At 59.0% G+C, this 26418-nt stretch carries 15 protein-coding genes; 6 read left to right on the forward strand and 9 right to left on the reverse strand.

Features of this window, described 5'->3' with window-relative positions:
* Positions 1-274: 274 nt before the first annotated feature.
* Positions 275-4864: a hypothetical protein gene (locus ACM1ZW_RS00640; RefSeq protein WP_416740004.1), complete on the forward strand. Its 4590-nt coding sequence runs from the start codon at positions 275-277 to the stop codon at positions 4862-4864.
* Between the two features lies 1 nt (position 4865).
* On the opposite strand, the gene ACM1ZW_RS00645 is transcribed toward ACM1ZW_RS00640, so the two are convergent.
* The 5 genes from ACM1ZW_RS00645 to ACM1ZW_RS00665 all read right to left on the reverse strand — a co-directional run bounded on the left by ACM1ZW_RS00645 (position 4866) and on the right by ACM1ZW_RS00665 (position 9444).
* A complete protein-coding gene (locus ACM1ZW_RS00645) occupies positions 4866-6683 on the reverse strand; it encodes an ABC transporter ATP-binding protein (RefSeq protein ID WP_017340052.1) in 1818 nt (605 codons plus the stop codon).
* Positions 6676-7314, reverse strand: a complete 639-nt coding sequence (locus ACM1ZW_RS00650) for a DsbA family protein (protein ID WP_214377598.1) — start codon at positions 7312-7314, stop codon at positions 6676-6678. Before ACM1ZW_RS00650 ends, ACM1ZW_RS00645 begins: the two co-directional genes overlap by 8 nt.
* Positions 7315-7317: 3 nt before the next feature.
* Positions 7318-8259: a rhodanese-related sulfurtransferase gene (locus ACM1ZW_RS00655; protein WP_017340054.1), complete on the reverse strand. Its 942-nt coding sequence runs from the start codon at positions 8257-8259 to the stop codon at positions 7318-7320.
* Between the two features lie 342 nt (positions 8260-8601).
* Positions 8602-8901: a BolA family protein gene (locus ACM1ZW_RS00660; protein WP_017340055.1), complete on the reverse strand. Its 300-nt coding sequence runs from the start codon at positions 8899-8901 to the stop codon at positions 8602-8604.
* Between the two features lie 12 nt (positions 8902-8913).
* Positions 8914-9444, reverse strand: coding sequence for a DUF2059 domain-containing protein (locus ACM1ZW_RS00665; protein ID WP_017340056.1), 531 nt, complete (start codon positions 9442-9444; stop codon positions 8914-8916).
* 192 nt (positions 9445-9636) lie between these two features.
* Between ACM1ZW_RS00665 and ACM1ZW_RS00670 the strand changes: the two genes are divergently transcribed.
* Complete coding sequence (locus ACM1ZW_RS00670) at positions 9637-11031, forward strand: class II fumarate hydratase (RefSeq protein ID WP_031319059.1); 1395 nt, start codon at positions 9637-9639, stop codon at positions 11029-11031.
* Between the two features lie 104 nt (positions 11032-11135).
* Here ACM1ZW_RS00670 and ACM1ZW_RS00675 read toward each other — a convergent pair whose 3' ends face one another.
* On the reverse strand, positions 11136-12095 hold the full coding sequence (locus ACM1ZW_RS00675; RefSeq protein ID WP_416740005.1) for a DMT family transporter: 960 nt from the start codon (positions 12093-12095) through the stop codon (positions 11136-11138).
* A 201-nt stretch (positions 12096-12296) separates the two neighbouring features.
* Between ACM1ZW_RS00675 and ACM1ZW_RS00680 the strand changes: the two genes are divergently transcribed.
* Positions 12297-12491, forward strand: coding sequence for a DUF6316 family protein (locus ACM1ZW_RS00680; RefSeq protein WP_017340059.1), 195 nt, complete (start codon positions 12297-12299; stop codon positions 12489-12491).
* 97 nt (positions 12492-12588) lie between these two features.
* Here ACM1ZW_RS00680 and ACM1ZW_RS00685 read toward each other — a convergent pair whose 3' ends face one another.
* Together ACM1ZW_RS00685 and pap are read right to left on the reverse strand one after the other, a co-directional pair.
* The gene (locus ACM1ZW_RS00685; protein WP_416740006.1) at positions 12589-13773 is read right to left on the reverse strand and encodes a thiolase family protein; all 1185 of its coding nucleotides are present in this window, start codon (positions 13771-13773) and stop codon (positions 12589-12591) included.
* Between the two features lie 104 nt (positions 13774-13877).
* Positions 13878-15401, reverse strand: coding sequence for a polyphosphate:AMP phosphotransferase (gene pap, locus ACM1ZW_RS00690; protein WP_416740007.1), 1524 nt, complete (start codon positions 15399-15401; stop codon positions 13878-13880).
* A 321-nt stretch (positions 15402-15722) separates the two neighbouring features.
* Here pap and mnmC point away from each other — a divergent pair, with 321 nt between their 5' ends.
* On the forward strand, positions 15723-17705 hold the full coding sequence (mnmC, locus tag ACM1ZW_RS00695; protein WP_017340062.1) for a bifunctional tRNA (5-methylaminomethyl-2-thiouridine)(34)-methyltransferase MnmD/FAD-dependent 5-carboxymethylaminomethyl-2-thiouridine(34) oxidoreductase MnmC: 1983 nt from the start codon (positions 15723-15725) through the stop codon (positions 17703-17705).
* Between the two features lie 5 nt (positions 17706-17710).
* On the opposite strand, the gene ACM1ZW_RS00700 is transcribed toward mnmC, so the two are convergent.
* Complete coding sequence (locus tag ACM1ZW_RS00700) at positions 17711-22411, reverse strand: NEL-type E3 ubiquitin ligase domain-containing protein (RefSeq protein WP_416740008.1); 4701 nt, start codon at positions 22409-22411, stop codon at positions 17711-17713.
* Between the two features lie 399 nt (positions 22412-22810).
* Between ACM1ZW_RS00700 and ACM1ZW_RS00705 the strand changes: the two genes are divergently transcribed.
* Both ACM1ZW_RS00705 and ngg read left to right on the forward strand, forming a co-directional pair.
* Complete coding sequence (locus ACM1ZW_RS00705) at positions 22811-24583, forward strand: N-acetylglutaminylglutamine amidotransferase (RefSeq protein WP_017340064.1); 1773 nt, start codon at positions 22811-22813, stop codon at positions 24581-24583.
* Between the two features lie 3 nt (positions 24584-24586).
* A complete protein-coding gene (ngg, locus tag ACM1ZW_RS00710) occupies positions 24587-26335 on the forward strand; it encodes an N-acetylglutaminylglutamine synthetase (protein WP_414885130.1) in 1749 nt (582 codons plus the stop codon).
* Positions 26336-26418: the final 83 nt, after the last annotated feature.

Below are 26418 nucleotides of genomic sequence, written 5' to 3' on the forward strand. Positions count from 1 at the left end.
GATCCCGGCAAGCGGGCAGCCCTTTCTATGGGCAACTGTCAGTAAATAACTGTTTTCAGTGAGATGCAGACACACCACGCGCACCAGTTCCCCGAAAAAAAAACGCCATCACATAACTATGTACCGCTCCCCCTTGCTCATTTTCTCTTGAAATCGGACCACGTCTACATCGCTGTCGAGCGATGCACCGCCCCACTAATAATCAAGAGAAAGCCCACTAATGCCAACAGCCACTCCAAGCGCGACACATCCCTCCTCACCCTCACATGCTCAAATGCATAAAGGCCAGTTAGAAGATTACGAACTCATGCTGACGGCGATGCGTGACGTCAATCTGCACAACTCAATACCGATTCGGCGTTTTTCACCGCTACATAGAGTGAGCGAGGACGGGTACAACGCGTTGTGGCAATTACTGCGCGATAACGACTACATAGCTATGTGTATAAAGCTCAAGCTTCAGCACTCTGATCTTTACGCTAGCTTCAATGATGGCAACTTTATCTATCAAGCCTGGGATACCGATGGCAACCGAGTTGCTTTGGCATTGACGGAGTTTTCAAAATGGCAGGCGCTGAAGGTCCGGATCGAACGGGCCGCGACGTTACTGGGAGGAGCGATACACTCTAACCGCTATATCACTATGGAGAGGATATGCCAGTTTTACGGGCTTACCCCGTGGAGGCGGCTACATCCGCAGGAACATCCCGCTGCTATCGCAGCCCTTGAAGAAAAAATCGCCATCCACCGCTTGAGGCTGGAATACGATTTCGACGCGCTCGATCTAAAGCGCCCGCTCACGGTACAGGATCGGGAAAAATTTCAGCTTCTCCAGCAAGCGTCTCCTGACACTCCACTCGATGTGCAACTACTCCATAACGATCAGGTTCGCGCCGAAATAATTGACGCAGTTAATCTGTTTCTTCCTGAGAACGAACCGTTACTACTGCACTATCTAGCCAAAAGCATTCTTTCCTCGGAAACGATCGGGCAAGTCCGCGCGACACCGACTGTTTATCTGGAAAAAATCCTGCGAAGCCCTGAGGCTGAAAAGCTGGCCGACATCTTACTGAGCACAATGAAGTGGTACGGCGCAGAAGCGGACGAGCAGACCTCTCCATTCATCCGGACCAGACTGGTCGCCAACGCGCTGCAGTATTGGCTGTCTGCACAGACCCAGGACAACCCCGCTTTGATCGCCGGTTATGACCTGCAGTCCCGCGCCAATTGGGGAAAGGGATACAAGGCTATCCGCAACGAATTTGAAACCCATTTGCGCACTGCAAAATTGGCAGCCACGGTAAAAGAAACAATCGTCATGGCCCAACTTTTTTTACCCCGGTTTCCGATCGAGTTTCGCGTCAGGGATATTCCGGAAGATCTTGCATATCGGAGTTCGGCCGTCTGGGTCAATTTCGTCAATGGAGTCAATTTCGTAAACGCCGTCTCACCTGAATTACTGGACAGGCTGAGCTTCCAGCAGTTGGTCAACGTGCCCATGCACCGGACCGAAGTGGCAACGACGGAAGAATTGAATCTCATCAGTCTCACGAGGCTGCCTCCCACGCTGGATTGGGCCACCACCCTCGGTTTCATTGCGCAAAAACCCCTCAAGGACTACACGCAAGCCGACATCGAACGAGCCTGCTCCGAACTGGAAAAACACTCGAAAGAGGTCAATCAAGCGGTTCTGCGCATCAATGAGGAGCCACCCAAACGCCTGTCCATTGCCAAGGCTGAAATACAAACGCTGTTCGGAAACGAAGCCTTCACTACCGATGGACGCAAACTGGCCAGGTATGACGAGTTGGCTTCGATCGGCTTTCGCGACCCACCGCCACTCAGGGGCAAGGAATACAAATATTACTCGTTCGCCGATGTGTTGGCGTCCGGCATGTTCGACGATCGGCAACGTTGGTTTGTGACTAAGGCCGACGGCGTGACCTTAAGCAAACAATGGATCAGGATGGACGGGGACCGGTATGTAAAAACCGAGGGGCCGTGGCCGGTTCCCGGTCGCAACTGGGAAAACCGCCTTCGGCCAGTTCTGTCACCGTGGAGCAAAATTCCCGATGTTCCTGCGCTGTTTGACGAAGCCTTCAAGCAGCATCTGGAAACAATCACGGCGGCCTATCAAACATTGATTAGAACGCTGTTAACCTCACTTCCATATGCCGACCGCCTGGCCCTGGAGGTGGGCGAAGTGAAGATTTACAGCCTGCGCAAGGAAACCAGGAAAGTCGCCGCCAAGGACGAGACGCCCGAAATAACCTTGCCGCTCAGAGCGCGCAACGGCGTGATACTGCAAGCGACCCAAATAAAAGAACCCATCGGGGACGAAGCCGCGGTTGGCGCGACCACTTTTTACGAGCTTCTCCCAAAAGCCGGTGTGATACGTCGTCTCGAAAACTTTGATGCGACGTTGTTGACTCCCCGGATCGGGGCAATGGCAACCACCTCCAGTGGTGCCTATATGGATGTCATCCGCGACAGGCATTTACCCTTCGACTGGGACGCGCACTCAAACGGCACCCAGCCTAAGGCATCGGCCTTCTGCGAGGCCATAATCGATCAACTGCCACCGGCGCTCAGCGCAGTTTCCGAGGTCACCGAGAATCATCAACGCGCCCCGTTGACCCTGTCTTCCAGCCGCTCAGCGGCTATCAGCCGACATATAGCCACCGAACTCCTGTTCGTTGACCCGCAAGCGTTGCGCACGTTTGCGAAGGGTCAGACCAAGTTTGAACGGGAAGACGCTCAACGCAGAAAGATATTGATGATCGCAAAGATGTTTGTGCCGTTCTGGGGGCCAGTCGAAGACTTGATGTCAGACGATAAGAACCGCATCGCGTTGGGAATAGTCGGCCTGTTTTTCGACGTGATTTCGTTTGTGATCCCCATTGGCAAATTCGCCACGGGATCGATAAGACTGATCAGCAACGCGGGCCAGCTGGCCACTCGAGCAACGCTTCCTTCATTCACCACGCTGACAAAAACGCTGTTGGTATCGACGCTACGAGCGTTGAACCCGCTTGAGATTGTTCCCGCGCTGCTCAAAGGTTTGGGAAAAGCGGCGCAGTACACTTACAAAGGCGTCACGTTCAGATTCAACCAACTTGCGGGAAAAATCCGCTACTACGAGTACGTGCGCAGCTTGCCTCAGTTGAGCGACGCCGGACGCTGGATGCCTGCAACGCGGGTTGATCAGTTAGCCAGCATTAAAGGCCTGCACGATGTGCCAATACGCAACATCGGCGCCTCTGGCAAGACGGACATGCGCTTGGTCGATCCATTGTCCTCAAAGCCCTACGGCCCTTCGTTAAACACCCGCGCCAGTGATTTCTCGCCTGGACAATCGCACTACAGCCCCCTGGAAAGCGGCAATCAGCAATCGGTTGTGGAGCTAGCCAACACTCGCCACGTACGCGAAGTACTTGAAGTGGACGGCCGAACCACGCTGTTCATCGATGACGTACCGTATCGACTGAAAGGTGACACGCTTTATCGTGCTGACTTGATTGACCCGAGCGATTGGCTGAAATCGATCCCTTGCCGACCGCGACGCGCCCCGGGAGACGTGTGCACAACCCGTTATGTCATGCAAGACCCGGCCCCGATACCCGCGGAGGGCACGTTCGATGAAACCAGAGGCTGGGCCACCTGGTTCGGCGACAGCATTTACACACCGGGCGCTGCCGACGCGCCCCTGACAAGGGTTTCGTTGGCCACTCACACAACACTCGACGCGACGATGGAATTCCGCAAAGGCATGTACGGACGGGTCAAAGTCAACCTCACTGAAAAGGGTGTGACCGATACCTTCCACTCCGGAGCCGTCATCGCCGACTCGGTCGACGGATCGAAACAGTATGTTTTCACACGTCTCGAAGCAGGGGATTTTTATGTTGCCGAGCTGGCGAAAGGGCAAAACCTGCGTGAGGCATTGGTCTTCAAGCAGGCGTCAACCTTGTCCGCCGAACTGCGGCGCGAGTTGATGGTGGTGTACACCGGCTCGTTGAATGCCAACAACATAGCGAATATTTATGGTGTGGATCGGGTTGAGCGCGCGCTAAAAACGATGGAAGAGATCGCCATACCCATAGGCGGCCATGCCAATCCACCCGATACGCTCAGATTGATCAAGGTCGATACCAGCCCAGGCGAGGCGGTCCTGTTCGATCACTCGACGCGAATGATCGTCACCCAGCTGCCCAAAGGTGCAACAAGCTGGTCGCGCAGCAAGGTCGCATCAGAAGCCCTGCGTCAAAGAACAGTGGAAATTTTCGATACATTGTTCCTTGAGCCGAGCATCGTGCTGAAAAATGCCGACAACGCATTGAGGATCGACGGCACGATGAAAAAGCTTCACAAGCTTATCCCTCGTCACCAGCGCTCGTTCAGACCCAGAAACATCGCTTATGCCGAAGTCGTCACCGCTACCGGGACGCGGGAAGTTTATGTAAGCGTTTCGGGAGCACAGGGGACGACGGGATATCTGCCTTTGTTCAGAAGTAATCTTGGCGCCTCTCAGGTCAAGGTGGGTGCAGCGACCTACTTCAATGTTGATATGAACGAAGTTTTTCCCAGCACATCACTCCGAGTATCGGATGAAGGCAAATTACTCGCGGTGCCGGCGACAATAAAAGATATTGAAAGCTATACCCCGATACTGACTCACAAACCCACCTCACTGGACAGTGAAAGCAAGCTGATCAGCGTGATTCGCGAAAAGTACCCCGATCCCGGATCGATCGAAACGGTTAACGTCGCCACGACCATGCCACCCTGCGAATCCTGTTCGGTTGTTATCAAGGAATTCGGTTTCGACGGCGGTGAAAATGCGCTGAACGTGCTGTGGCACTGATCTAATGTTGTTGCAAATGCCCATACAGCTTGGCGTACAAACCACCCTCGGCAATCAGTTGCTGATGGTCGCCATCTTCGGCAATCTGCCCGCCGTCGAACACCAGCACCCGGTCGGCCTGCTTCACGGCTGACAAGCGGTGCGCAATGATCAGGGTGGTGCGGTGGCTGAGGAACCGCGCCAATGCCTGGTGCAGGTTGTATTCGGTGGCGGCATCCAGCGCTGAAGTGGCCTCGTCGAGGATCACCACTTTCGGTTCGGCCAGCACCATCCGTGCAATCGCCAGGCGTTGGCGCTGGCCGCCGGACAAACGCACGCCGGAACGCCCGACGATACTGTCCAGGCCGTTGGGCAATTCCCGAACCGTGTTGTGCAGTTGTGCAATTTCCAGTGCTTGCCAGCAGGCTTCGTCACTGCGCTCACGGCCCATGGTCAGGTTGGCGCGGATGGTGTCGTTGAACAGCGCCGGATGTTGCAGGACCACCGCGACATTCTCGCGAACCGTTTCCAGTCCGATCTCCTGCTGGGTCGAACCACCGAAGCGGATGGTTCCTGCCTGTGGCGTATAAAGACCCAGCAGCAACTGCACCAACGTACTTTTGCCGCCCCCGCTGGCGCCGACAATCGCGACTTTTTCACCGGGAGCGATGGACAGGTTCATCTGGTTCAGCACCAGCTCGTCGCCGTAACCGAAACTCAATCCCGTGACTTCGATACCCACGGTTTCACGACCGTTGAACGGGTCGACCCCGCCCGGGTATTCCGGCTCATCGGCACGGGCCAACAGTTCGTTGATCCGCGACAACGCGCCACCGGCGGCGTAGTAGGCGTATTGCAGATTCAACAGCTGTTCCACCGGACCGATCATGAACCACAGGTAGCTGAACACCGCGAGCATCTGGCCGATGGACAGGTCGGAAAACAACACCGTAAGCATCGCCGCGGCGCGAAAAATATCGATGCCGAACTGGAACAGCAAACCGCTGGCCCGGTTCGAGGCATCGGTTTTCCACTGCGAAGTCACCGCGTAATCACGTACTTCGCGAGCTCTCTGGCCGAGGCGCCCGAGGAAGAAGCCCTGACGGTTGCCAGCGCGCACTTCCTGGATGGAATCGAGGGTTTCGGTGAGCGCCTGGGTGAAGCGCGAGGTACTGTCGTTCTCGAGTTTCTTCAGGTGTTTGACCCGCTTGCCCAGTAGCACCGTGGCGTAGATCACCAACGGGTTGAACAGCATGATCAGCAGCGCCAGTTTCCAGTGCATCCAGATCAGGATGCTCGCCGTACCGACCAGGGTCAGCATGGCGACGAGGAAACGGCTGAGGGTTTCGCCGACGAATTTGTCCACGGTATCCAGGTCAGTGACCAGGTGCGTGGTGACCGTGCCGCTGCCCAGGCTTTCGTACTCGCCCAGCGAGATGCGCTTGAGCCGTTCGATCAGCCTTATGCGGATGCGGTAGACGATGTCTTTGGCCAGTGCCGCAAACAACTTTGCCTGCACCACGTTGAACAGCAAGGCACCACAGCGCAGCAACAAGGTCACCAGCAGCATCAGGCCGATGTACCCCGCCGCTTTCTGCCAGCCTTCGGGCAGCGCGTGGTTCATGATCTTCAGCGCAGAGTCGCCATGCCCCAGCAGCACTTCATCGACCAGCAACGGCAAGAGCAAGGGAATTGGCACGCTGCACAACGTTGCCAGTACGGCCACACCGTTGGCGATCCACAGGGCTTTCTTGTGATGCAGGGCCAGTCGGCGGATTTCCGCCCAGCTCAGACGGTCGACACGTGTAGCGGTTGCGGTGTCGTCAGGCTGGTCATGCACAGGCAGCGCGCTCCAGCCAGCGGCCGAGCAGCGGTGACAGAACGCTTAGAGGCTGATAGCCATTGGTCAACAACGCCAATTGACCATCACGCTCCGCCAGCAAGGTGGGGAAACCGGCGATGCCGAGGTCCTGCACCCAAGTGAAATCGGCCGCTGTCGCGGCATGTTGATCGGCGCGGTCGAACGCGGCCGCGAACTCGATGCGTGGCAAACCGGCCTGCTCAGCCAGCTCCACCAGTACACTGGCGTGGGTGACATCGCGGCCTTCTGCATAAAACGCATGCTGGATCAGACCGAGCAGTTTCCATGCGCAATCCGGTGCCAGGCTGCGCGCCGTCACCAACGCCCGACAGGCGGGTTCGGTGTCGTACACAAAGCCTTCGGGCAGCGCGCCTTCGGTCTTGAAGGGTTGGCCGGTGGCCTCGGTGACGGCTTGCCAGTGTTCAAGAATGTAGCGCCGGGTGGTCGGCTCCAGCGCCGAACCACTGCCAGTGCGCAAGCCACCCACCACCAAATGCACGTCCACACCCGCCGCCTGCGCCTGTTCGACCAGCGCATTGGCCACTGGCGCAAAACCCCAGCACCAGGAACACATCGGGTCCATCACATAGAGCAGGCGGCGAGCAGACATGGTTCAAGCCTCGGAAGGGGTTTGCTTGTAGTTGTAGCCGATCGGGTGCGGCATGTTGCGAGCCTTGGCCAGTTCGATCTGTTTTTGCCGATCGATGGCGCTGCGACGGGTCTTCTCGCTCAGCTTATCCCAGCAATGCGGACAGCTGATGCCAGCCACGTAGTGCTCGGACGCGCGGTCTTCGACACTCACCGGCGTACGACAGGCGTGGCACTGATCGTAGTCGCCTTCGCTCAGGTCATGGCGCACGGTCACGCGGTTATCGAAGACGAAGCAGTCGCCCTGCCACTTGGTTTCTTCCTGCGGCACCTCTTCGAGGTATTTCAGAATGCCGCCCTTGAGGTGATAGACCTCGTCGAAACCCTGGCTGAGCATGTAGCTCGAGGCCTTTTCGCAGCGAATGCCACCGGTGCAGAACATCGCGACTTTCTTGTGCACGGCCGGGTCGAAATTGGCTTTGATGTAATCGGGGAATTCACGAAAGCTGGTGGTCTTCGGATCGATGGCGCCTTCGAAAGTGCCGATCGAGACTTCGTAGTCGTTACGCGTGTCGATCAACAGCACTTCCGGATCGCTGATCAGCGCGTTCCAGTTCTCTGGATCAACGTAGGTGCCGACCTTTTTGTTCGGGTCCACGCCTTCGACGCCGAGGGTGACGATTTCTTTCTTGAGTTTGACTTTGGTGCGATAGAACGGCTGCTCGTCGCAATACGACTCTTTGTGGTCGATGTCGTCCATGCGCGGGTCGTTCTTGAGCCAGGCCATCAGCCCGTCGATGCCTTCGCGGCTGCCGGAGACGGTGCCGTTGATGCCTTCTTCGGCGATCAGCAACGTGCCTTTGATGCCGTTGTCGACCATCGCCTGCAGCAGTGGCTCGCGCAGGTCGACGTAATTTTCCAGGGTGACGAACTTATACAGTGCCGCCACGACAATCTGTTGTGTCATGGGTGATTCTCCAGGTGGCTACCCTCGTAAGGGGTGAACCGGATGCGAAAAAAAACGCGCCGGATAAGCGGCGCGTTGCGGATTCTAGCAAAAACGGTGTGGTTTTAGGACTGCAAGTTGCCTTTGTGGCGAGGGAGCTTGCTCCCGCTGGACTGCGAAGCAGTCCCAAAACCTGCAACAGGGTTCTGTCTGAAAGAGTGGAGTCGCCAGCATTACGACTGCTGCGCAGCCGAACGGGAGCAAGCTCCCTCGCCACAACAGCCCTTCTGCCCTTCTGCCCTTCTGCGCTTCTGGCCTTCAGGTTTTCAGGTTTTCAGGTTTTCAGCCCATCAACCTTTCACATCAATGTTTGCTACCGCCAGCACAGGTCGGCGAGGCCGGGGCCGCATCGATCTGTGCCCATTCCTCTGGCGTGTAGGTATGCAGCGCCAACGCATGGAACTCGCCCATCAGCTCACCGAGCGTGCCGTAGACTTTCTGGTGACGCTTGACGCGGTTGAGCCCCTCGAACTGCTGGCTGACCACCACGGCCTTGTAATGGGTTTGCAACCCACGACTGTGCATATGGCTTTCATCCAGCACTTGCAGGTGCTCGGGCTGTAACAGGCCCAGCGTCGATTCGATGCGTTGTTGCATGGTCATACCGGGCTCCGCTTAAGGCTTTTTCTTGACAGCAGGAGCAGCAGCACCGGCTTTAGGGTCCAGCTCGTTGGTCATGTCAGCCAGCAATTTGTTGACCACAGGCACCGCGCTTTCCAGCTTGGCCTGGGTCATCTGGGCCGATTGCTGGGTCAGCTGCGGCATTTTTTCCAGGACTTTCTTGCCCAGTGGCGACTGGTAGAACGCGACCAGGTCCTTGAGCTCGGATTCGCTGAAGTTGGTGGTGTAGAGCTTGACCATGTCCGGCTTCAGCTTTTTCCAGCCAATGGCTGCGTCCAGGGCGGCGTTGGCCTTGGCCTGGTAGGTTTCCAGCAAGGCTTTTTTCGATTCAGGGGCTTTGGTCTGTTCAAAGCGCTGAGCGAACATTTGCTGCACTTGCATGTACACCGGAGTGCCCAATTTGTCAGCGTGCGCCAGGGTCAGGAAAGCTTCGGCACTGGCGTTGTGGCTGGCGGTATCGGCAAAAACAGGGCCGCTGGCGCAAACCAGTGCAACCGCGGTACAGATGGCACGAAGACGAGTCATCGAGTTTCCTTTTCTAGCAGGCGAGGTCAGACCCCAAGGGCATCCATTCTGCGCCTAAAAAAGTGTGTCGCTCAACCCCAAGCCTTGTCGGGCCTGATTTAGAGGGGTTGAATGGTCATAATCCAGACCGATGGAACCACGGCCGGCGATCACGGCCTAAACTGCGCTATCAGACTGACAGGAGTGTGCATGATGAGCCGTATCGAGACCGACAGCCTTGGCGAGGTGGAAGTGCCGGATGAGGCCTACTGGGGTGCTCAGACGCAACGCTCGCTGATTAACTTCGCCATCGGCAACGAGCGTATGCCGCTGGCGGTGCTGCATGGACTGGCGTTGATCAAGAAGGCCGCGGCGCGGGTCAATGACCGCAATGGGGATCTGCCCGCCGACATCGCCCGTCTGATCGAACAGGCCGCCGACGAAGTGCTCGACGGCAGCCACGATGACCAGTTCCCGTTGGTGGTCTGGCAGACCGGCAGCGGCACCCAGAGCAACATGAACGTCAACGAAGTGATCGCCGGGCGCGCCAACGAACTGGCTGGCAACCCGCGAGGCGGCAAGTTGCCGGTGCATCCCAACGATCACGTCAACCGCTCCCAGAGCTCCAACGACTGCTTCCCCACTGCGATGCACATCGCCGCCGTGCAGGCGGTGCAGCACCATTTGCTACCGGCGATCAGCGAGCTGTCGGGAGGTTTGGCCGAGTTGTCCGCACGTCACATGAAACTGGTGAAGACCGGTCGGACGCACATGATGGATGCCACGCCGATCACCTTCGGTCAGGAACTCTCGGCGTTCATCGCGCAACTGGATTACGCCGAACGGGCGATCCGCAGCGCCCTGCCTGCCGTGTGTGAACTGGCCCAGGGCGGCACCGCGGTCGGCACCGGGCTGAATTCACCGCACGGTTTTGGCGAAGCGATCGCCTCCGAGCTGGCCGCGCTCTCCGGTCTGCCGTTTGTCACCGCCCCCAACAAGTTCGCCGCACTGGCGGGCCATGAACCACTGACCACTTTGTCCGGCGCGCTGAAAACCCTGGCCGTGACCCTGATGAAAATCGCCAACGACCTGCGCCTGCTGGGCTCCGGGCCGCGTGCCGGTTTTGCCGAAGTGAAATTGCCGGCCAACGAACCCGGCAGCTCGATCATGCCCGGCAAGGTCAACCCGACCCAGTGCGAAGCGCTGTCGATGCTGGCGTGTCAGGTGCTGGGCAACGACGTTGCCATCGGTTTCGCCGCCAGTCAGGGGCACTTGCAATTGAATGTGTTTAAACCGGTGATCATCCACAACCTGCTGCAATCAATCCGATTGCTGGCCGACGGCTGCAGCAACTTCCAGCAGCATTGCATCGCCGGACTGGAACCGGATGCCGAGAAGATGGCTGAACATCTGGAGCGTGGTTTGATGCTGGTGACGGCGCTGAACCCGCATATCGGGTATGACAAGTCGGCGGAGATTGCCAAGAAAGCCTACGCCGAGGGCCTGACGTTGCGGGAGGCGGCGTTGCAGCTGGGGTACCTGACGGATGAACAGTTTGATGCGTGGGTAAGGCCGGAGAATATGCTGGAGGCCGGGGCGAAGGGTTAAGATTTTGGGCGGCCTTTAGTCAGTCATCGCGAGCAGGCTCGCTCCCACAGTTGACCGAGTACTCCTGTGGGAGCGAGCCTGCTCGCGAAGAACGATGACGCGGATTACCCTGCCGCCATCCGAACCTTCCGGGCCTTGAGCCCCGCAATCAACGACGGCCCCAACGCCACCAGCGCCGATCCCAGCACCACCAGCACCGCCCCGCCATACCCAAGACCATTGATCGTCTCGGCATGCACATAGTCCGGCCACAACCACGCCGCCGTCGCCACCGCAGCGAACGTCACCAACGGCGTGATCGCCAGCGTCGCACTCACCCGCGAGGCTTCCCAGTGCGCCAGCGCTTCGGCAAACGCGCCATACGCAATCAGCGTGTTCATGCAGCACGCCAGCAACAGCCAGCCCTGTAGCGGAGTCAGTTGCAACGCTTCCAGTGGATGCACCCACGGCGTCAGCAACAGCCCGCAGAACAGATAGATCACCATCATCACCTGCAATGAATTCCACACCGTCAGCAGTTGTTTCTGCCCCAGGGCGTAGAACGTCCAGACCGTGGACGCCAGCAACACCAGCAGCACACCCGCCGTGTAGTCAGTCAACGAGGTGAGCAACTCGGCCAGGCGCTGATTGAAAAACAGCCCGAAACCAATCAGCAACACCACCAGGCCAATCCCCTGCCCCACGCTGAAGCGTTCCTTGAACACAAACAGGCTGGCGATCAGCAACATGATCGGGCCCATCTGCACCACCAGTTGCGCGGTGCCGGGGCTGAGCAGGTTCAGTCCCATCAAATACAACACGTAGTTGCCGACCAGGCCGAGCACCGCCATCAGCACCAGCCAGCCACCGCGCGGCCCGAGCACTTTGCGGCTCGGCAGGCGCCTGGTGGCGGCCAGGTAAATGAACAGGCATCCGCCGGACACCATCAGCCGAAACCAGGTCACCGTGACCGGGTCCATCACCAGCAGCACTTGCTTGAGTTTGATCGGCAGGATTCCCCACAACAACGCGGTCAACAAGGCCAGGAACAGACCGTAAACCCAGCGACCGGATGAAATGTGCATGCGTACCCCAAGGCCAGATGGCAAGAATCGTCATTCTAGGCTCAGCGGCGCCTGGCACACAGGGACAGTTGGCAAGCAGACGCAAATGAAACTGTGCGGGTCGCAGCAATAAATTGGCGATTTGCCGTCGATCGGTTGGCCAGGCGCGGTAAGCGGTTCATGCATAAGCTCATTGGATCCACCCACCTTCAGGAGACCGCCATGTATGGCATGCGCGCCCAGGACAACGCCCCCGCCACACACTTTCGCAGCGACCGGATGTGTCGGGTAAACGGGGAATTGTATTTCAGCACCCGGGAAAACACGCAAGAGGGGCCGTTTGAAAACCCGGAGGCGGCGGCGCGGGAGATTGAGGCTTATGTCGCGCGGATGCAGCTTTTGAGCGCCAGCCGATAGACCGAGGCGCCTGCATCGCGGGCAAGTCGGAGCGGCGGTACGACGATCCGACTTGCCCGCGATGACTATGTAACTGTCCCTACAAATACCAAGGCAATTACTGCACCGCTTCAAACAACCCCGTGGCCCCCATCCCGCCCCCAACGCACATGGTCACAACGCCGTAACGCAAGTTCCGCCGCTGCAATTCCCGCACGAGATGCCCAACCTGACGCGAGCCCGTCATGCCGAACGGGTGGCCGATGGAAATCGACCCACCATTGACGTTGTACTTCTCGTTATCGATTCCCAGCCGGTTGCGGCTGTACAGGCATTGCGACGCGAACGCTTCGTTGAGCTCCCACAGATCAATGCCGGCCACCTGCAACCCCTTGGCCTTGAGCAACTTTGGCACCGAGAACACCGGGCCGATGCCCATTTCATCCGGTTCACACCCTGCCACGGTGAAACCACGGAAGAACGCTTTCGGTTTCAGCCCCAGTTCCAGCGCTTTTTCCAGACTCATCACCAGCGTCATCGAAGCACCGTCGGACAGCTGCGACGAGTTGCCCGCCGTGACCGACCCGTCTTCGGCAAACACCGGTTTCAACCCCGCCAGGCTTTCCAGCGTAGTGTCCGGACGATTGCAGTCGTCACGATCGACGATACCGTCGAGGATCTGCACCTGCCCGGTGGCCTTGTCTTCAACGCGGTACTTCACCGCCATCGGCACAATTTCATCGTCGAACAAACCGGCGGCCTGCGCCTGAGCGGTACGCTGCTGGCTTTGCAGGGCGTACAGGTCCTGTTCTTCACGGCTGACGTTGTAACGACGGGCGACGATTTCGGCGGTCTGGCCCATGGGGAAGTAGATGCCCGGCACCTGCTCTTTCAGCAGCGGGTTGATCAGGTTGTCGGTGTTGACGCTTTTCATCGTCAGGCTGATGGACTCGACACCACCGGCGACAATGATGTCGCTGCAACCCGAAGCAATCTGGTTGGCCGCAATGGCAATCGCCTGCAAGCCCGACGAGCAGAAGCGGTTGAGGGTCATTCCGGCGGTGCCGGTGCCCAGGCGCGACAGCACCGCGACGTTACGGCCGATGTTGTAGCCCTGGGCACCTTCGTTGGAGCCGGCACCGACGATGCAATCCTCGACGCTGGCAGGGTCGATGCCCGAGCGTGTCAGCAGTGCATTGACGCAATGAGCCGCCATGTCGTCCGGACGGGTCTGGTTGAACTTGCCGCGAAAGGACTTGGCCAGGCCGGTCCGCACGCTGTCGACGATCACCACTTCACGCATGGCATACCTCATTGTTGTTATCGGTTGAGAAGAGTGGAGCGAGCATAAGTCCACCCGTGACCGGTCGCGACAATCATTCACCCCGCGTATGCGCAGCCATCGGCTCAAGTCTTCAGCTTTTTCAGCTTTTTCTCATGCTTGTCGGACTTTTCGAACGCCGCTTCCAGCGCCAGGTTGAGCGTGCGCAAAACCTTGACCCGCGCCCAGCGCTTGTCGTTGGCTTCCACCAGCGTCCAAGGTGAAATTTCAGTGCTGGTACGGTCGACCATGTCGCCGACCGCAGCCCGGTAGGCATCCCACTTTTCGCGATTGCGCCAGTCATCTTCGGTGATCTTGAAGCGTTTGAAAGGAATCTGCTCGCGCTCTTCGAAGCGCTCCATTTGCGTTTCTTTATCGATGGCCAGCCAGAACTTGACCACGATCACCCCGGCATCGGCGATCTGCTCTTCGAAGTCGTTGATCTCACTGTAGGCGCGCAGCCAGTCCGCCGGGCTGCAAAAGCCTTCAATGCGCTCCACCAGCACCCGGCCATACCAGGAACGGTCGAACACGGTGAATTTCGACCGCGCCGGAATATGCCGCCAGAAACGCCACATGTACGGGTGTGCCCGCTCCTCCTCGGTGGGAGCCGCAATCGGCACGATGCTGTATTGCCGGGGATCGAGTGCTGCGGCAACCCGGCGGATCGCCCCGCCCTTGCCGGCTGCGTCGTTGCCTTCGAATACCGCAATCAAGGCGTGGCGGCGCATGCGTTTGTCGCGCATCAATCCCGATAACCGCGCCTGCTCGGTGATCAGCTGCTCTTCGTAATCGCCCTTGTCCAGATGCAGGGACAGGTCGAGGCTGTCGAGCAGGTTGACGTGATCGACGCTGCTGGCCAGGGGCGCGGCACTGACTTTGTCCGGGTGAATCTTCGGTCTTTTCAAGGCACCTTGCAGGCTCTCGAGCAAAATCTTGCCAACCGCCAGGCTTCGATAGCGCGGGTCCATCCCGGCGATGACATGCCACGGTGCATAATCGCGACTGGTGCGGCGCAGAATGCGTTCGCCGTACTTGACGAACCTGTCGTAAGTCTCCGATTGCTGCCAGTCCAGCGGGCTGATGCGCCAGCTGTGCAGCGGGTCGTCGGCGAGGGCCTTGAGGCGGTCTTTCATTTGTTTCTTGGAGAGGTGGAACCAGAACTTGAAGATCAGCGCACCTTCATCGCACAACATCTTTTCCAGGCGTTCAGCACCGTTGATGCTTTGATCGAGCCTGGGACTCCTGATCACGCCGTGAACCCGAGCCTGCAACATCTGGCTGTACCAGTTGCCGAAAAAAACCCCCATGCGGCCCTTGGCCGGGAGCATCCGCCAGTAACGCCAGGCCGGTGGCCTCGCCAGTTCTTCGTCGGTCTGCTGATCGAAGGTACGGACCTCGATCAGCCGCGGGTCCATCCACTCATTGAGCAGTTTCACCGTCTCGCCCTTGCCGGCACCTTCGATGCCGTTGATCAGAATGATCACCGGAAAACGCTTTTGCTGCTGAAGTTCGAACTGCGCATCGAGCAGTGCCTCACGCAGAGCCGGCACTTCGGCATCATAGGTTTCTTTGTCGATAACGTGACCGATTTCAGCAGATTCGAACATGGGACGGCTCCTTCCAGGATTGAACAAGACTAGCGGATTGACCTCTGCTGCGTGGCAGAAATCCATCTTTGTTGGCCGAGATGAAAACTGTGGCGAGGGAGCTTGCTCCCGCTGGACGGCGAAGCCGTCCCGACATCAGTAAACGCACACGCAGATCCAGCTTACGGCTGCTTCGCAGCCGAGCGGGAGCAAGCTCCCTCACCACAAAGCGCCCCTCCCGGCCTGGAAGTTTCGCTGATCCAGATCGGCAAGCCTTGCCATGGATCAAGCACGTCGGCGGCGATCGGCTAGAATGGCCGCCTTGCCGTTACCGAGCCTGCCATGAAACCTGTATTGCCCCACGCCCAGCTCGACTGGGACGACCAAGGGCTCCCGCGTTCGCGGGTGTTCGATGACGTGTATTTTTCCGACCTGTCCGGGCTGGACGAAACCCGTTACGTCTTCCTCGAACAGAACGCGCTGCGTGAACGCTTTGCCGCATTGCCGGTGGGCGGGAGATTGGTGATTGGCGAGACCGGCTTTGGTACCGGGCTGAATTTCCTGTGCGCCTGGCAGTTGTTCGAGCAGCACGCGGTGGCCGGTGCGCGATTGCATTTTGTCAGTGTCGAAAAGTACCCGCTGAGCCTGCCCGATCTGCAGCGGGCGCTGGCCTTGTGGCCAGAGCTCAAACCGTTTGCCGATCAACTGTTGGCGCAATACGTGGCAATCCATCAAGGCTTTCAGCGCCTGATTCTGGACCAGGGACGCATTACCCTGACGCTGTTGATCGGCGATGCGCTGGAACAGTTACCGCAACTGGATGCGCAGATTGATGCCTGGTTTCTCGACGGTTTCGCCCCGGCGAAAAACCCCGACATGTGGACCGCCGAACTGTTTGCCGAGCTGGCCCGACTGGCGGCGCCCGGCTCGACGATCAGCACCTTCACCAGCACCGGGTGGGTGCGTCGTCTGTTGAATGCTGCAGGCTTCAAGATGAAGCGCACGCCCGGCATCGGCCACAAATGGGAAATCCTGCGCGGGGTGTTTCTCGGTTGGCCAGAGGAGGCCGCGAAGCCCGCCATGGCGAAACCGTGGTTTGCCCGTCCGGCCTCCTTGACCAGCGAACGTCGTGCCCTGGTGATCGGTGCCGGTCTCGCCGGTTGCGCGACAGCCGCCAGCCTGGCGGCCCGGGGTTGGCAGGTCAGTCTGCTGGAGCGTCATGCAGCACTGGCGCAGGAAGCCTCGGGCAATCCTCAAGGGGTTTTGTACCTCAAGCTGTCCGCACATGGCACCGCGTTGTCGCAATTGATCGTCAGCGGGTTCGGCCACACCCGACGCTTGCTTGAGCATTTGCATCGAGGTCTCGACTGGGACGATTGTGGCGTGCTGCAACTGGCCTTCAACGCCAAGGAAGCCGAGCGTCAGGCGCAATTGGCCGCGGCGTTTCCCGAGGACTTGCTGCACACGCTCGATCAAACGCAGGCCGAAATCCGTGCCGGCATCGCGCTGCAATCGGGTGGCCTGTTCTACCCCGAAGGCGGCTGGGTGCACCCGCCCGCCCTGTGCCAATGGCAAGCTGCGCACCCGAACATACAGATCCTGCCCCATCACGATGTGCTGGAGTTGCGCCGAGTGCAGGGACACTGGCAAGCCCTGGATGGCGAAACCCTGCTGGCCGAAGCCCCGGTGGTGGTACTGGCCGGCGCTGCCGAGATCAAGCGTTTCTCCTACAGCAGCGAGCTGCCACTCAAACGCATTCGCGGGCAAATCACTCGCCTGCCACAGACCTCTGAAAGCCAGGCGCTGAGCACCGTCGTCTGCGCCGAAGGTTACGTCGCGCCGGCTCGTTTGGGTGAACACACCCTCGGCGCCAGTTTTGATTTCAACTCCGACGACCTGACGCCGACCGCTGCCGAACATGCAGGCAATCTGCAGATGCTCGAAGAAATCTCCGTAGACCTGGTCGCTCGGCTCGGCGCGAATGGATTGCAGCCTGAAGCACTTGAAGGGCGCGTAGCGTTTCGCTGCACCAGCCCGGATTACTTGCCGATTGTCGGTCCATTGGCCGACGGCCAGGCGTTCGTCGACGCCTACAGCGCCTTGAGCAAGGATGCCCGGCAAACCCCGGACATCCCTTGTCCATGGCTGGACGGTTTTTACGTCAACAGCGGCCACGGTTCCCGAGGCTTGATCACCGCTCCGTTGTCAGGCGAGTTGCTGGCGGCGTGGCTGGATAACGAACCGTTGCCAGTGCCCAGAGCCGTGGCCGAGGCGTGCCATCCGAACCGGTTTGCCTTGCGCCGATTGATCCGGGGCAAGGCCTGAGGCGCTCAATCCAGCGCAAAGCAAGTCCTTGACTCGTCAGCCATCAAGGCCGCCTCGGTCAGGCGCTTCAGCAACGCAGTCTCGGCTTGCTTCAACTCATCGGCGATGCCGTCAACCTGCGGACGATAGTCCGAGCCCAGCGTCGCCTCATTTTCGAAGGCTGTTTCCATCCGCACGTGAAAGGGTGCCGTCAGGTCGGTGAACTGTTGGCCATGATGCTGTCGCAAAAAGTCGCTCCAGAACGTGCGGCCACTGATGTAAGTCGAAAGTTCAGATGAGATTTCTGCGGCAATGACCTTGTTGTAGGCAACGTCCAGATCAATAGCCTTTACGCCACTGAGCGACGCATAACGCATGTGCCGGGGCTGGCCGATCAGTTCGAGCCGGTCAGCCAGGCCGGTGCGATAAGCCAGCTCCACTTCCACCGCATCGAGCGCAGGATTGGCCTGGGCCTGTTCCCGAGCAATTCTGCCAAGATAATCCAGACGGAACAGGCTTCGCCCCAGTTTCAACAACCGAGCGGCCTGATCATGGGCATTGGCGGACTGTCGAACCACCCTGCCGATCTCGACGGCGACCTCGAGGTTACTGAAGATCGTCGCCGCATCATCAGCGCAATTGGCTTTCACTGCCATCGACAGCAATTGAGTGCATAACGCCGAGTCCGTCCGTGTCGCCTCAATGACACTCCAGACGCGCCGGGTCATGTCTTCGTTCACAAAACGGCTATCCGCCGAGCTCCCGACTTCCGCCAGCAGTTCAAAGAACTCTTTCGCCCGGGGTTCGTTCTTCAGCGCCAGCCATGCACGATTACGACTGGCATAGGTCTCTTCAACCGGTTTTGGCATCCACAGGTCTCGAGCCCTTTGATCATTGAGCACCGCCGTTTCATTCTGCAGCAACCCCATCCCGATGCCCGTACGGCTCCGGTAGGCCTCCAGCGAAGTTCGGCTCGTCTCGGATATGGGGTTATGACGCAGGTTGATCGCCAAAGCGAATCGCTGAGGAAGTTGGAACAGCCATTGCGGCAACTCCCTAATCTGATTTCCTCGCAAGTCCACGAAGTCCAGATACGGCAAGCGGGACAGCCCGACAGGCAGTTCCGTCGCGTAAGTATCGCGCAGTAGCAGTTCTTTCAGATCCCGCATTTTGCTGACATCAATCGTGGCTCCCAAGCGATTGCCGCTCAGCCCCAACGTGCGCAAAGTGCGCATATCAGCCAGTTTGCGCAGGGTGTATTCAGTCAGTTGAAGCTGATTACCCTCCAGCCTCAAGTGCTGGAGGTTGGGCATATGCGACAACGCCTCAGGCAATCGTGTGAGTTGATTGCGGTCCAGCTCCAGAGTGACCAGCCCTTTGAACGGCGCGAGGAAATACGCCAGTTCATCACCGGCCTGCATGTCTCTGATTGAAAGGCTGCGCACATGGGCGACATCCGGTTCGGTCAGCGATGGCAATGGACCGACGGGGTTGCACTCCAGCACGAGCGATGTAGAAGGCTGATTTCGCAGTTCTACCCGGCGCCAGCAGTGTTCGATGGCTTCGGCCACCTGACGACGGCCGGCGCGGATATCGTCGATCTGCCCCGGTAACTTCTTCATTTGCACTTCATCGTCACGCCAGGTGTGCAACACGCCGAGCAGTTTTTTCAGTTGCTGCTGCAGCTCCTTGATTCGATTCACCCGCTGCATCTGGGTGCTGCCGGCGTTGTCGAGAAACGACGAAACCTGGGCATCCGTGAACAGTGGATAGAGCTTTCTGACTTTACGGATCAAGCCTCTGGCATAAGTGCCCGCTGCGGGGGGATCGGCCTGGACACAGGCAAAAAGGTGCTTGGGTGTTTCACTGAGTTCCCCCCGCAACACCCGCGCGGTACGTGCCGGATCGCCGGCGGCGGCCCTCAACAGCCGAGATCGTAGCGTCGGGACATCCAGCGTATCGTCGTTGGTGAGACGGGTACGGGCGCTGTCAGGCAAGGCATCCACTATCGATGGAAGCAGCGTCTCGCTCGTCAGCGTGGAAGACACATTGCCGTTGGTTTGGGTGACCTGATACCCGGTGGATGTCTTGACAATCACCCCGCGCGACAGCGCTTCCACTTCGCCCACGCTGTCCAGCAAGGTGCCGGTCACTGAGCCCTGTCGCACTTCCAGTCGGCAGCTGTCATCCCAGCCTTGCACCCTGTCCATCAACCCGAGCGTCAGTCTGTCGGTGTCGGCATTGGCCAGGTGCGGGAGATGCAACCCGGTGAGCGCACGGTCCTGCCTGATCAGCGCCTGTGCCTCACTGACCTGCCGAGCGAGATCCATCCCAAGGATTTTGCGCTCACGCAGAAAACGGCGATCCCTGCCAGAAGCGTTATTTAGCAATTCCTGTCGCACGCGGACAGGAAGGTCCGCGGCGTGTTCGCCCAGCGTCGCAACGTCACCGGTGGCGGTGCCGTCCCACGATTTATAGAGCCACTGAAACAGCGGCTGGCGATTGCTCTTGAGCGTTGTCGCGATCTTCTTTGCCAGCAGCTGCGATTTCGATTCAGTCGTCGTGCGACCAACGATGCCCTCCACTTCTGCCGGATAGAGGCCACTGATGACGGTATCGAGCAATTTCCCCGAGTCCAGATCCGACTGAAGGATGTGCACGCTGCTCACGTCATCATCGTGAGGGGCGGTTTCGGGGAAGCGCGAGACGACCTGGTCCGCCCCGTCGTGGACTTCAATGAAGCGATCGGCCGGCCAGCCGGGCAGCCTCGGCAGTGTATGCAGTTGCTCCTGAATGAATGCCTTGTTCGCGTTCTCTCCCCGTTCCATTGCCGCGACCATCGCGGTGATGCGCCGGTCAATCCTGAAGCGCTCGACACAATCATTCAGTCGCTGCGGTAGCTTGAGGTTGCTTTCATGGAGCAGGTGCAACGTGTCAGGCGTCATGTCGGTGATGCGGGCAATCGCTTCCAGATCACTGCCGAGATCGCCGAGGCGCGGATCCGTGCGCCCCAGCGCGTAAGCACCGTCGCGCCACTCGTGCGCATGCTCATAGGCATGCCGCCAGCCACCTTCCACACTTCGCTCGACGGCAGGCGCAAAGGCGTCAGTGCGCACAGGATGATTGAGGGTCCATGCCGACCCTGCGGCGTTACGGGTGGTGCGATAGGGTGTTCCTGCCATGACGATCGACGTCCGTCCGCCATGTCGGTAAAGCCCTTGCGAATCAGGCTGCATGTCGCCTGGCAACGCTGTGGTCTGTTTATAGGGTTCGAGGTCGGGTTTCCATAACCTTGCTTTGCCATCAGCGCGAGTGATGGCTTCGAAACCGTCGAAAAATGCCTCCTGCTCCTTCGCGCCCTTGCCCATTGCTGTCGCGATGATTTTTCCGCCGACGGCAAACGCTGCCAACTGCGCGACGTTTTCCACAACACTCAGCAAATGGGACAGCGCCTGGGCCCGTTCGCCGTGCGTCCAGTCCTCCACACCTTCATAGACCTCACTGACGATGTCGACGACTGCCGCAGTCAGCATGAATTGGCCGATCACCGGGACGAAAAAAGCAGCTACGTTCAACAGCAGAAGCCCCCCATCGAGCACTGCCTGAATGGTTGTTTCCCGCTGTTGTTCATCGACATCTTCAGTCGGCACGGCAAGCACTCGTGCGTCTTTTTGCGTGGTACTGACAAAAGTACTGAAGAAAAAATCGCCAAGGCAGGTATCGGCCGGAGCGGCAGCGAGCGGGCCCAAGGTCTTGCCCTTGTCAAACTGGCTAAAAAACCCGGTTTTATCGTGTCCGTGCAGGTACTGCTCGGCGAAAGACTTCCGGTAGCGTCTGCTTTGCAAATGGAGGGTCAGGTAGACCTTGAATTCATCCAGCGAGGCGTATTCATACAGCGGTCGTCTGGGTTCGTTCGGCATATAAACCACACACCGGGCCTTCGGCTCGGTATCGATGGAGACTTTGGTAAATACCAGTGCCCCACAGATGCAGGCGTCATGAATCATCAAGCCCTGCCAATGCACCGGCCCGCCATCAAACAGCGCGCCTCTGGTTTGAGCAGCCGGGAGATCCTGATCGATCACACTCAGCAGCATCGTGTAGACCGCGGGCGTGATGTTCTTTTTCAGGGAGGCCATGTGGAGGGCGACTTGCATGTCCAACACCTTCAACCGCCGGATGTCCGCCGCGGAGGCCTGATCATCGACAGGCACACCACGTGCGAGTCTGGGCGGCAATGCCAGGACCTGCTCGATATGGCGCTGATAGCGGGCGCCAAGGTCGAGTTCACGACAGAGTGCAGCGAACTTTTCAGGGGTTGCTTCAGCGCCTGATTGCGCCTGTCTATTGATTCGTACGACCGAGTGCGGAATGCCGCCGCCCGCCGCTTCCGCAGAAGTGAAGTTTTCCATGGCCGCCTGGAGCAGGCTGCGTGAGGTGGTCGTTTCTTTATTCTTGCCGCCAAGGACCGGGAGCACACCCGTTGAGGTGTAGATTATTTTGGTGATGTCCAGCGTGTCGCGCTCGACGTCGAAATCGATCGTCCATTTGCCCTTGAGAAACCCGGTCAGTTGCTCTTTGCAGAACTCGTCCAGCGGCTTGAGTTTTTTGAGCACCTCCATGACCTTGCCTTGGGCAGCAAATGACTGTTCGAACGCAGCCTTCAGCGCCTGCACTTCATTCAGATCCGCCGTCGCCAGCCATTGTGGGATAGACGCCTGCAGCACTTGCGCCTTGTCCAGGTCGCCTGTGTGCTCCAACAACGCTTCGAGACGCTGTGCCGATGTCATGGGCACCGCCACGGGGGCGGTTTTGGAAGTCGTAGCCAGCATGAGCAATATCCTTATTGCGTTGAGAGGCCTTCAGTCTATGAAGCTCGACAGGCATTTGATAATTCGAATACCGGGTCGAATGAGCGTGCATCCCAACAGCAACTTCTATGCATCACTTCAATAATTACCACCACAGCAATGCGCATTTCTGCCAGGGCTGTCGTTCCCAGCCACAGATGCTTATTACTTATCGATCTAAAACTCCCACCATCCCAGCGGGTCAGTTTCTGAGTACCCGTCGTTTTGGCCGGGTATCGATTGACCCTCCCCAACGGAAAAACCGGTAAGGACTTTATGTGCGGATTAGCTGGCGAGTTACGCTTTGATCATCAACCTGCGGACCTTGCAGCCGTTGAACGAATCACCCATCACCTGGCACCTCGCGGCCCTGACGCGTGGGGCTTTCACAGCCAGGGGCCGATTGCCCTGGGCCATCGTCGCCTGAAAATCATGGACCTGTCGGACGGCTCGGCGCAGCCGATGGTCGACAATCAACTGGGCCTGTCCCTGGCCTTCAACGGCGCGATCTACAACTTTCCGGAACTGCGCACCGAGCTCGAAAGCCTCGGTTACGCCTTCTACTCCGGCGGCGACACCGAAGTGCTGCTCAAGGGCTATCACGCCTGGGGCGAAGCGCTGTTGCCCAAGCTCAATGGCATGTTCGCCTTCGCCATCTGGGAGCGCGACGCCAAGCGCCTGTTCATCGCCCGTGACCGTCTCGGCGTGAAGCCGCTGTACCTGTCGCGCACCGGCCAACGCCTGCGCTTCGCTTCCGCTTTGCCGGCATTGCTCAAGGGCGGCGACATCAACCCGATCCTCGATCCGGTGGCGCTCAATCATTACCTGAACTTCCACGCGGTGGTCCCGGCGCCGCGCACCTTGCTGGCCGGCATTGAAAAGCTGCCACCGGCCACCTGGATGCGCATCGAAGCGGATGGCCGTACCGAGCAGAAAACCTGGTGGACCCTGCCCTACGGCCCACGCGCCGATGAGATGAACCTGACCCTCGAAGACTGGCGCGACCGTGTCCTCGACAGCACCCGCGACGCCGTGGCGATCCGTCAACGGGCGGCGGTGGATGTCGGCGTGCTGCTGTCGGGCGGTGTCGACTCGAGCATGTTGGTCGGTCTGTTGCGTGAAGTCGGCGTGGAAAACCTCTCGACCTTCTCCATCGGTTTCCAGGATGCCGGCGGCGAACGCGGTGACGAGTTCCAGTATTCGGACCTCATCGCCAAACACTACAACACGCAGCACCATCAACTGCGCATTGACGAAAAAGAGATCATCGAGCAACTGCCGGCGGCATTCCGCGCCATGAGCGAGCCGATGGTCAGCCATGACTGCATTGCGTTTTACCTGCTGTCCCGCGAAGTGGCCAAGCACTGCAAAGTGGTGCAAAGCGGCCAGGGTGCCGACGAACTGTTTGCCGGTTATCACTGGTATCCGCAGGTCGATGGTGCGGCCGATCCGTATGCGGCATACCGCGAGGCGTTTTTCGACCGCAGCTACGAGGACTATGCCGCCACCGTACAGCCGAAATGGCTGACCGCGAATGACGCCGCCGGCGACTTTGTGAAGGAGCATTTCGCACAACCTGGCGCCGATGCGGCGGTGGATAAAGCGTTGCGTCTGGACAGCACGGTGATGCTGGTGGACGACCCGGTCAAACGTGTCGACAACATGACCATGGCCTGGGGCCTGGAGGCGCGCACGCCGTTTCTCGACTATCGCCTGGTGGAGTTGTCAGCGCGGGTGCCGGGCAAATTCAAACTGCCGGACGGCGGCAAGCAAGTGCTGAAAGAAGCCGCGCGACTGGTGATTCCAAGCGAAGTCATTGACCGCAAGAAAGGTTACTTCCCGGTGCCGGGCCTCAAGCATCTGCAAGGCGACACGCTGAACTGGGTGCGCGAATTGCTGCTGGATCCAAGCCAGGATCGCGGCCTGTTCAACCCGGCGATGCTGGACCGCCTGCTAACCGATCCACAAGGCCAGTTGACCCCTTTGCGCGGCTCCAAGCTGTGGCAATTGGCGGCACTGAACCTGTGGCTCAGTGAACAAGGAATCTGATCGATGAAACCTCACGCCACGGCGTACAGCCAACGCCTGTTGCGCGGTCAGGCGCCCTCGTACGAACGCTTGCAGGCGCGCCTGGCCGAAGACGGCAGTGAACTGGGCGCCGCACCGATTGCCGTGCATTGCGGCTGGGGCCGGTTGCTGATCGGCCATACATTCCCCGATCCGTCGAGCCTCGCCCAGGAATTGCTCAATGAGCAGCCGGGCGAGCGAGACATCGCCCTGTATGTCGCCGCCCCCCAGCAAGTGCTAGGGCTCGAGCCGGCACAGTTGTTTCTTGATCCGTCGGATACCTTGCGCTTGTGGTTCAGCGATTACCGTCAGGCAACCCGCGTGTTCCGCGGTTTTCGCATTCGTCGCGCACAAAGCGATGCGGACTGGCAGGCGATCAATCAGTTGTATCAGGCCCGCGGTATGTTGCCGATCGATGCCAGCCTGCTGACTCCGCGTCATTTGGGCGGCCCGGTGTATTGGCTTGCCGAAGACGAGGACAGCGGCGCGATCATCGGCAGCGTCATGGGCCTCAATCATCACAAGGCATTCAACGATCCGGAAAACGGCAGCAGCCTCTGGTGCCTGGCGGTCGATCCGCACTGTTCGCGACCCGGCGTCGGTGAAGTGTTGGTGCGGCATTTGATCGAACACTTCATGAGCCGTGGACTGAGTTACCTCGATCTCTCAGTGCTGCATGACAACCGCCAGGCGAAAAGTCTTTACGCCAAACTCGGCTTTCGCAACCTGTCGACCTTTGCGATCAAGCGCAAGAACGGGATCAATCAGCCTTTGTTCCTGGGCCCTGGTCCAGAAGCCGCGTTCAATCCTTATGCGCGAATCATCGTTGATGAAGCCCATCGGCGCGGCATCGAAGTCCAGGTCGATGATGCCGAATCGGGCCTGTTCACTCTGATCCATGGCAGTCGGCGGGTCCGTTGCCGTGAGTCACTGAGCGACCTGACCAGCGCAATCAGCATGACGTTGTGCCAGGACAAGAGCCTGACCCACAAGGTCTTGAAAAATGCCGGCCTGAACCTGCCGGCGCAACTGCTTGCAGGCAACGCCGACGACAACCTGGCATTTCTCGACGAGCACGAACGGGTCGTGGTCAAACCGCTGGATGGCGAGCAGGGTCAAGGGGTGGCGGTGGATTTGCGGACCATTGAAGAGGTGCAGCACGCCATCGAGTCCGCCCGCCAGTTCGACAGCCGCGTGTTGCTGGAAAGCTTCCACGAAGGCCTCGACCTGCGGATTCTGGTCATCGGTTTTGAAGTGGTCGCCGCGGCGATTCGCCGGCCGGCGGAAGTGGTGGGCGATGGGCAGCACTCCATCGGCGCGCTGATCGAAGCCCAGAGTCGCAGACGTCAGGCGGCCACCAGCGGTGAAAGCAAAATCCCGCTGGACCACGAAACCGAACGCACTGTGCAGACAGCGGGTTACGACTACACCAGCATTCTGCCGGCGGGCGAACATTTGTTTGTACGGCGTACGGCCAATCTTCATACCGGCGGTGTGCTTGAAGATGTCACGGCGATCCTGCATCCGACACTGGTGGATGCAGCCGTGCGCGCGGCGCGAGCGCTGGACATTCCGATGGTCGGGCTCGACCTGATGGTGCTCGCGGCGGATCAAGCGCAATACGTGTTTATCGAAGCCAATGAACGCGCCGGGCTGGCCAACCATGAGCCGCAGCCGACGGCCGAGCGGTTTGTGGATTTGTTGTTTCCGCACAGTCAGCCAGCCATTTCCTAATCATGTGTTATCTGGGCTGACGCTATCGCGGGCAAGCCCGCTCCCACAGGGGTACGCGGTCAAATGTGGGAGCGAGCCTGCTC

The organism is Pseudomonas sp. NFX71, from assembly GCF_048079215.1.
GTDB classification, from domain to species: domain Bacteria; phylum Pseudomonadota; class Gammaproteobacteria; order Pseudomonadales; family Pseudomonadaceae; genus Aquipseudomonas; species Aquipseudomonas fluorescens_B.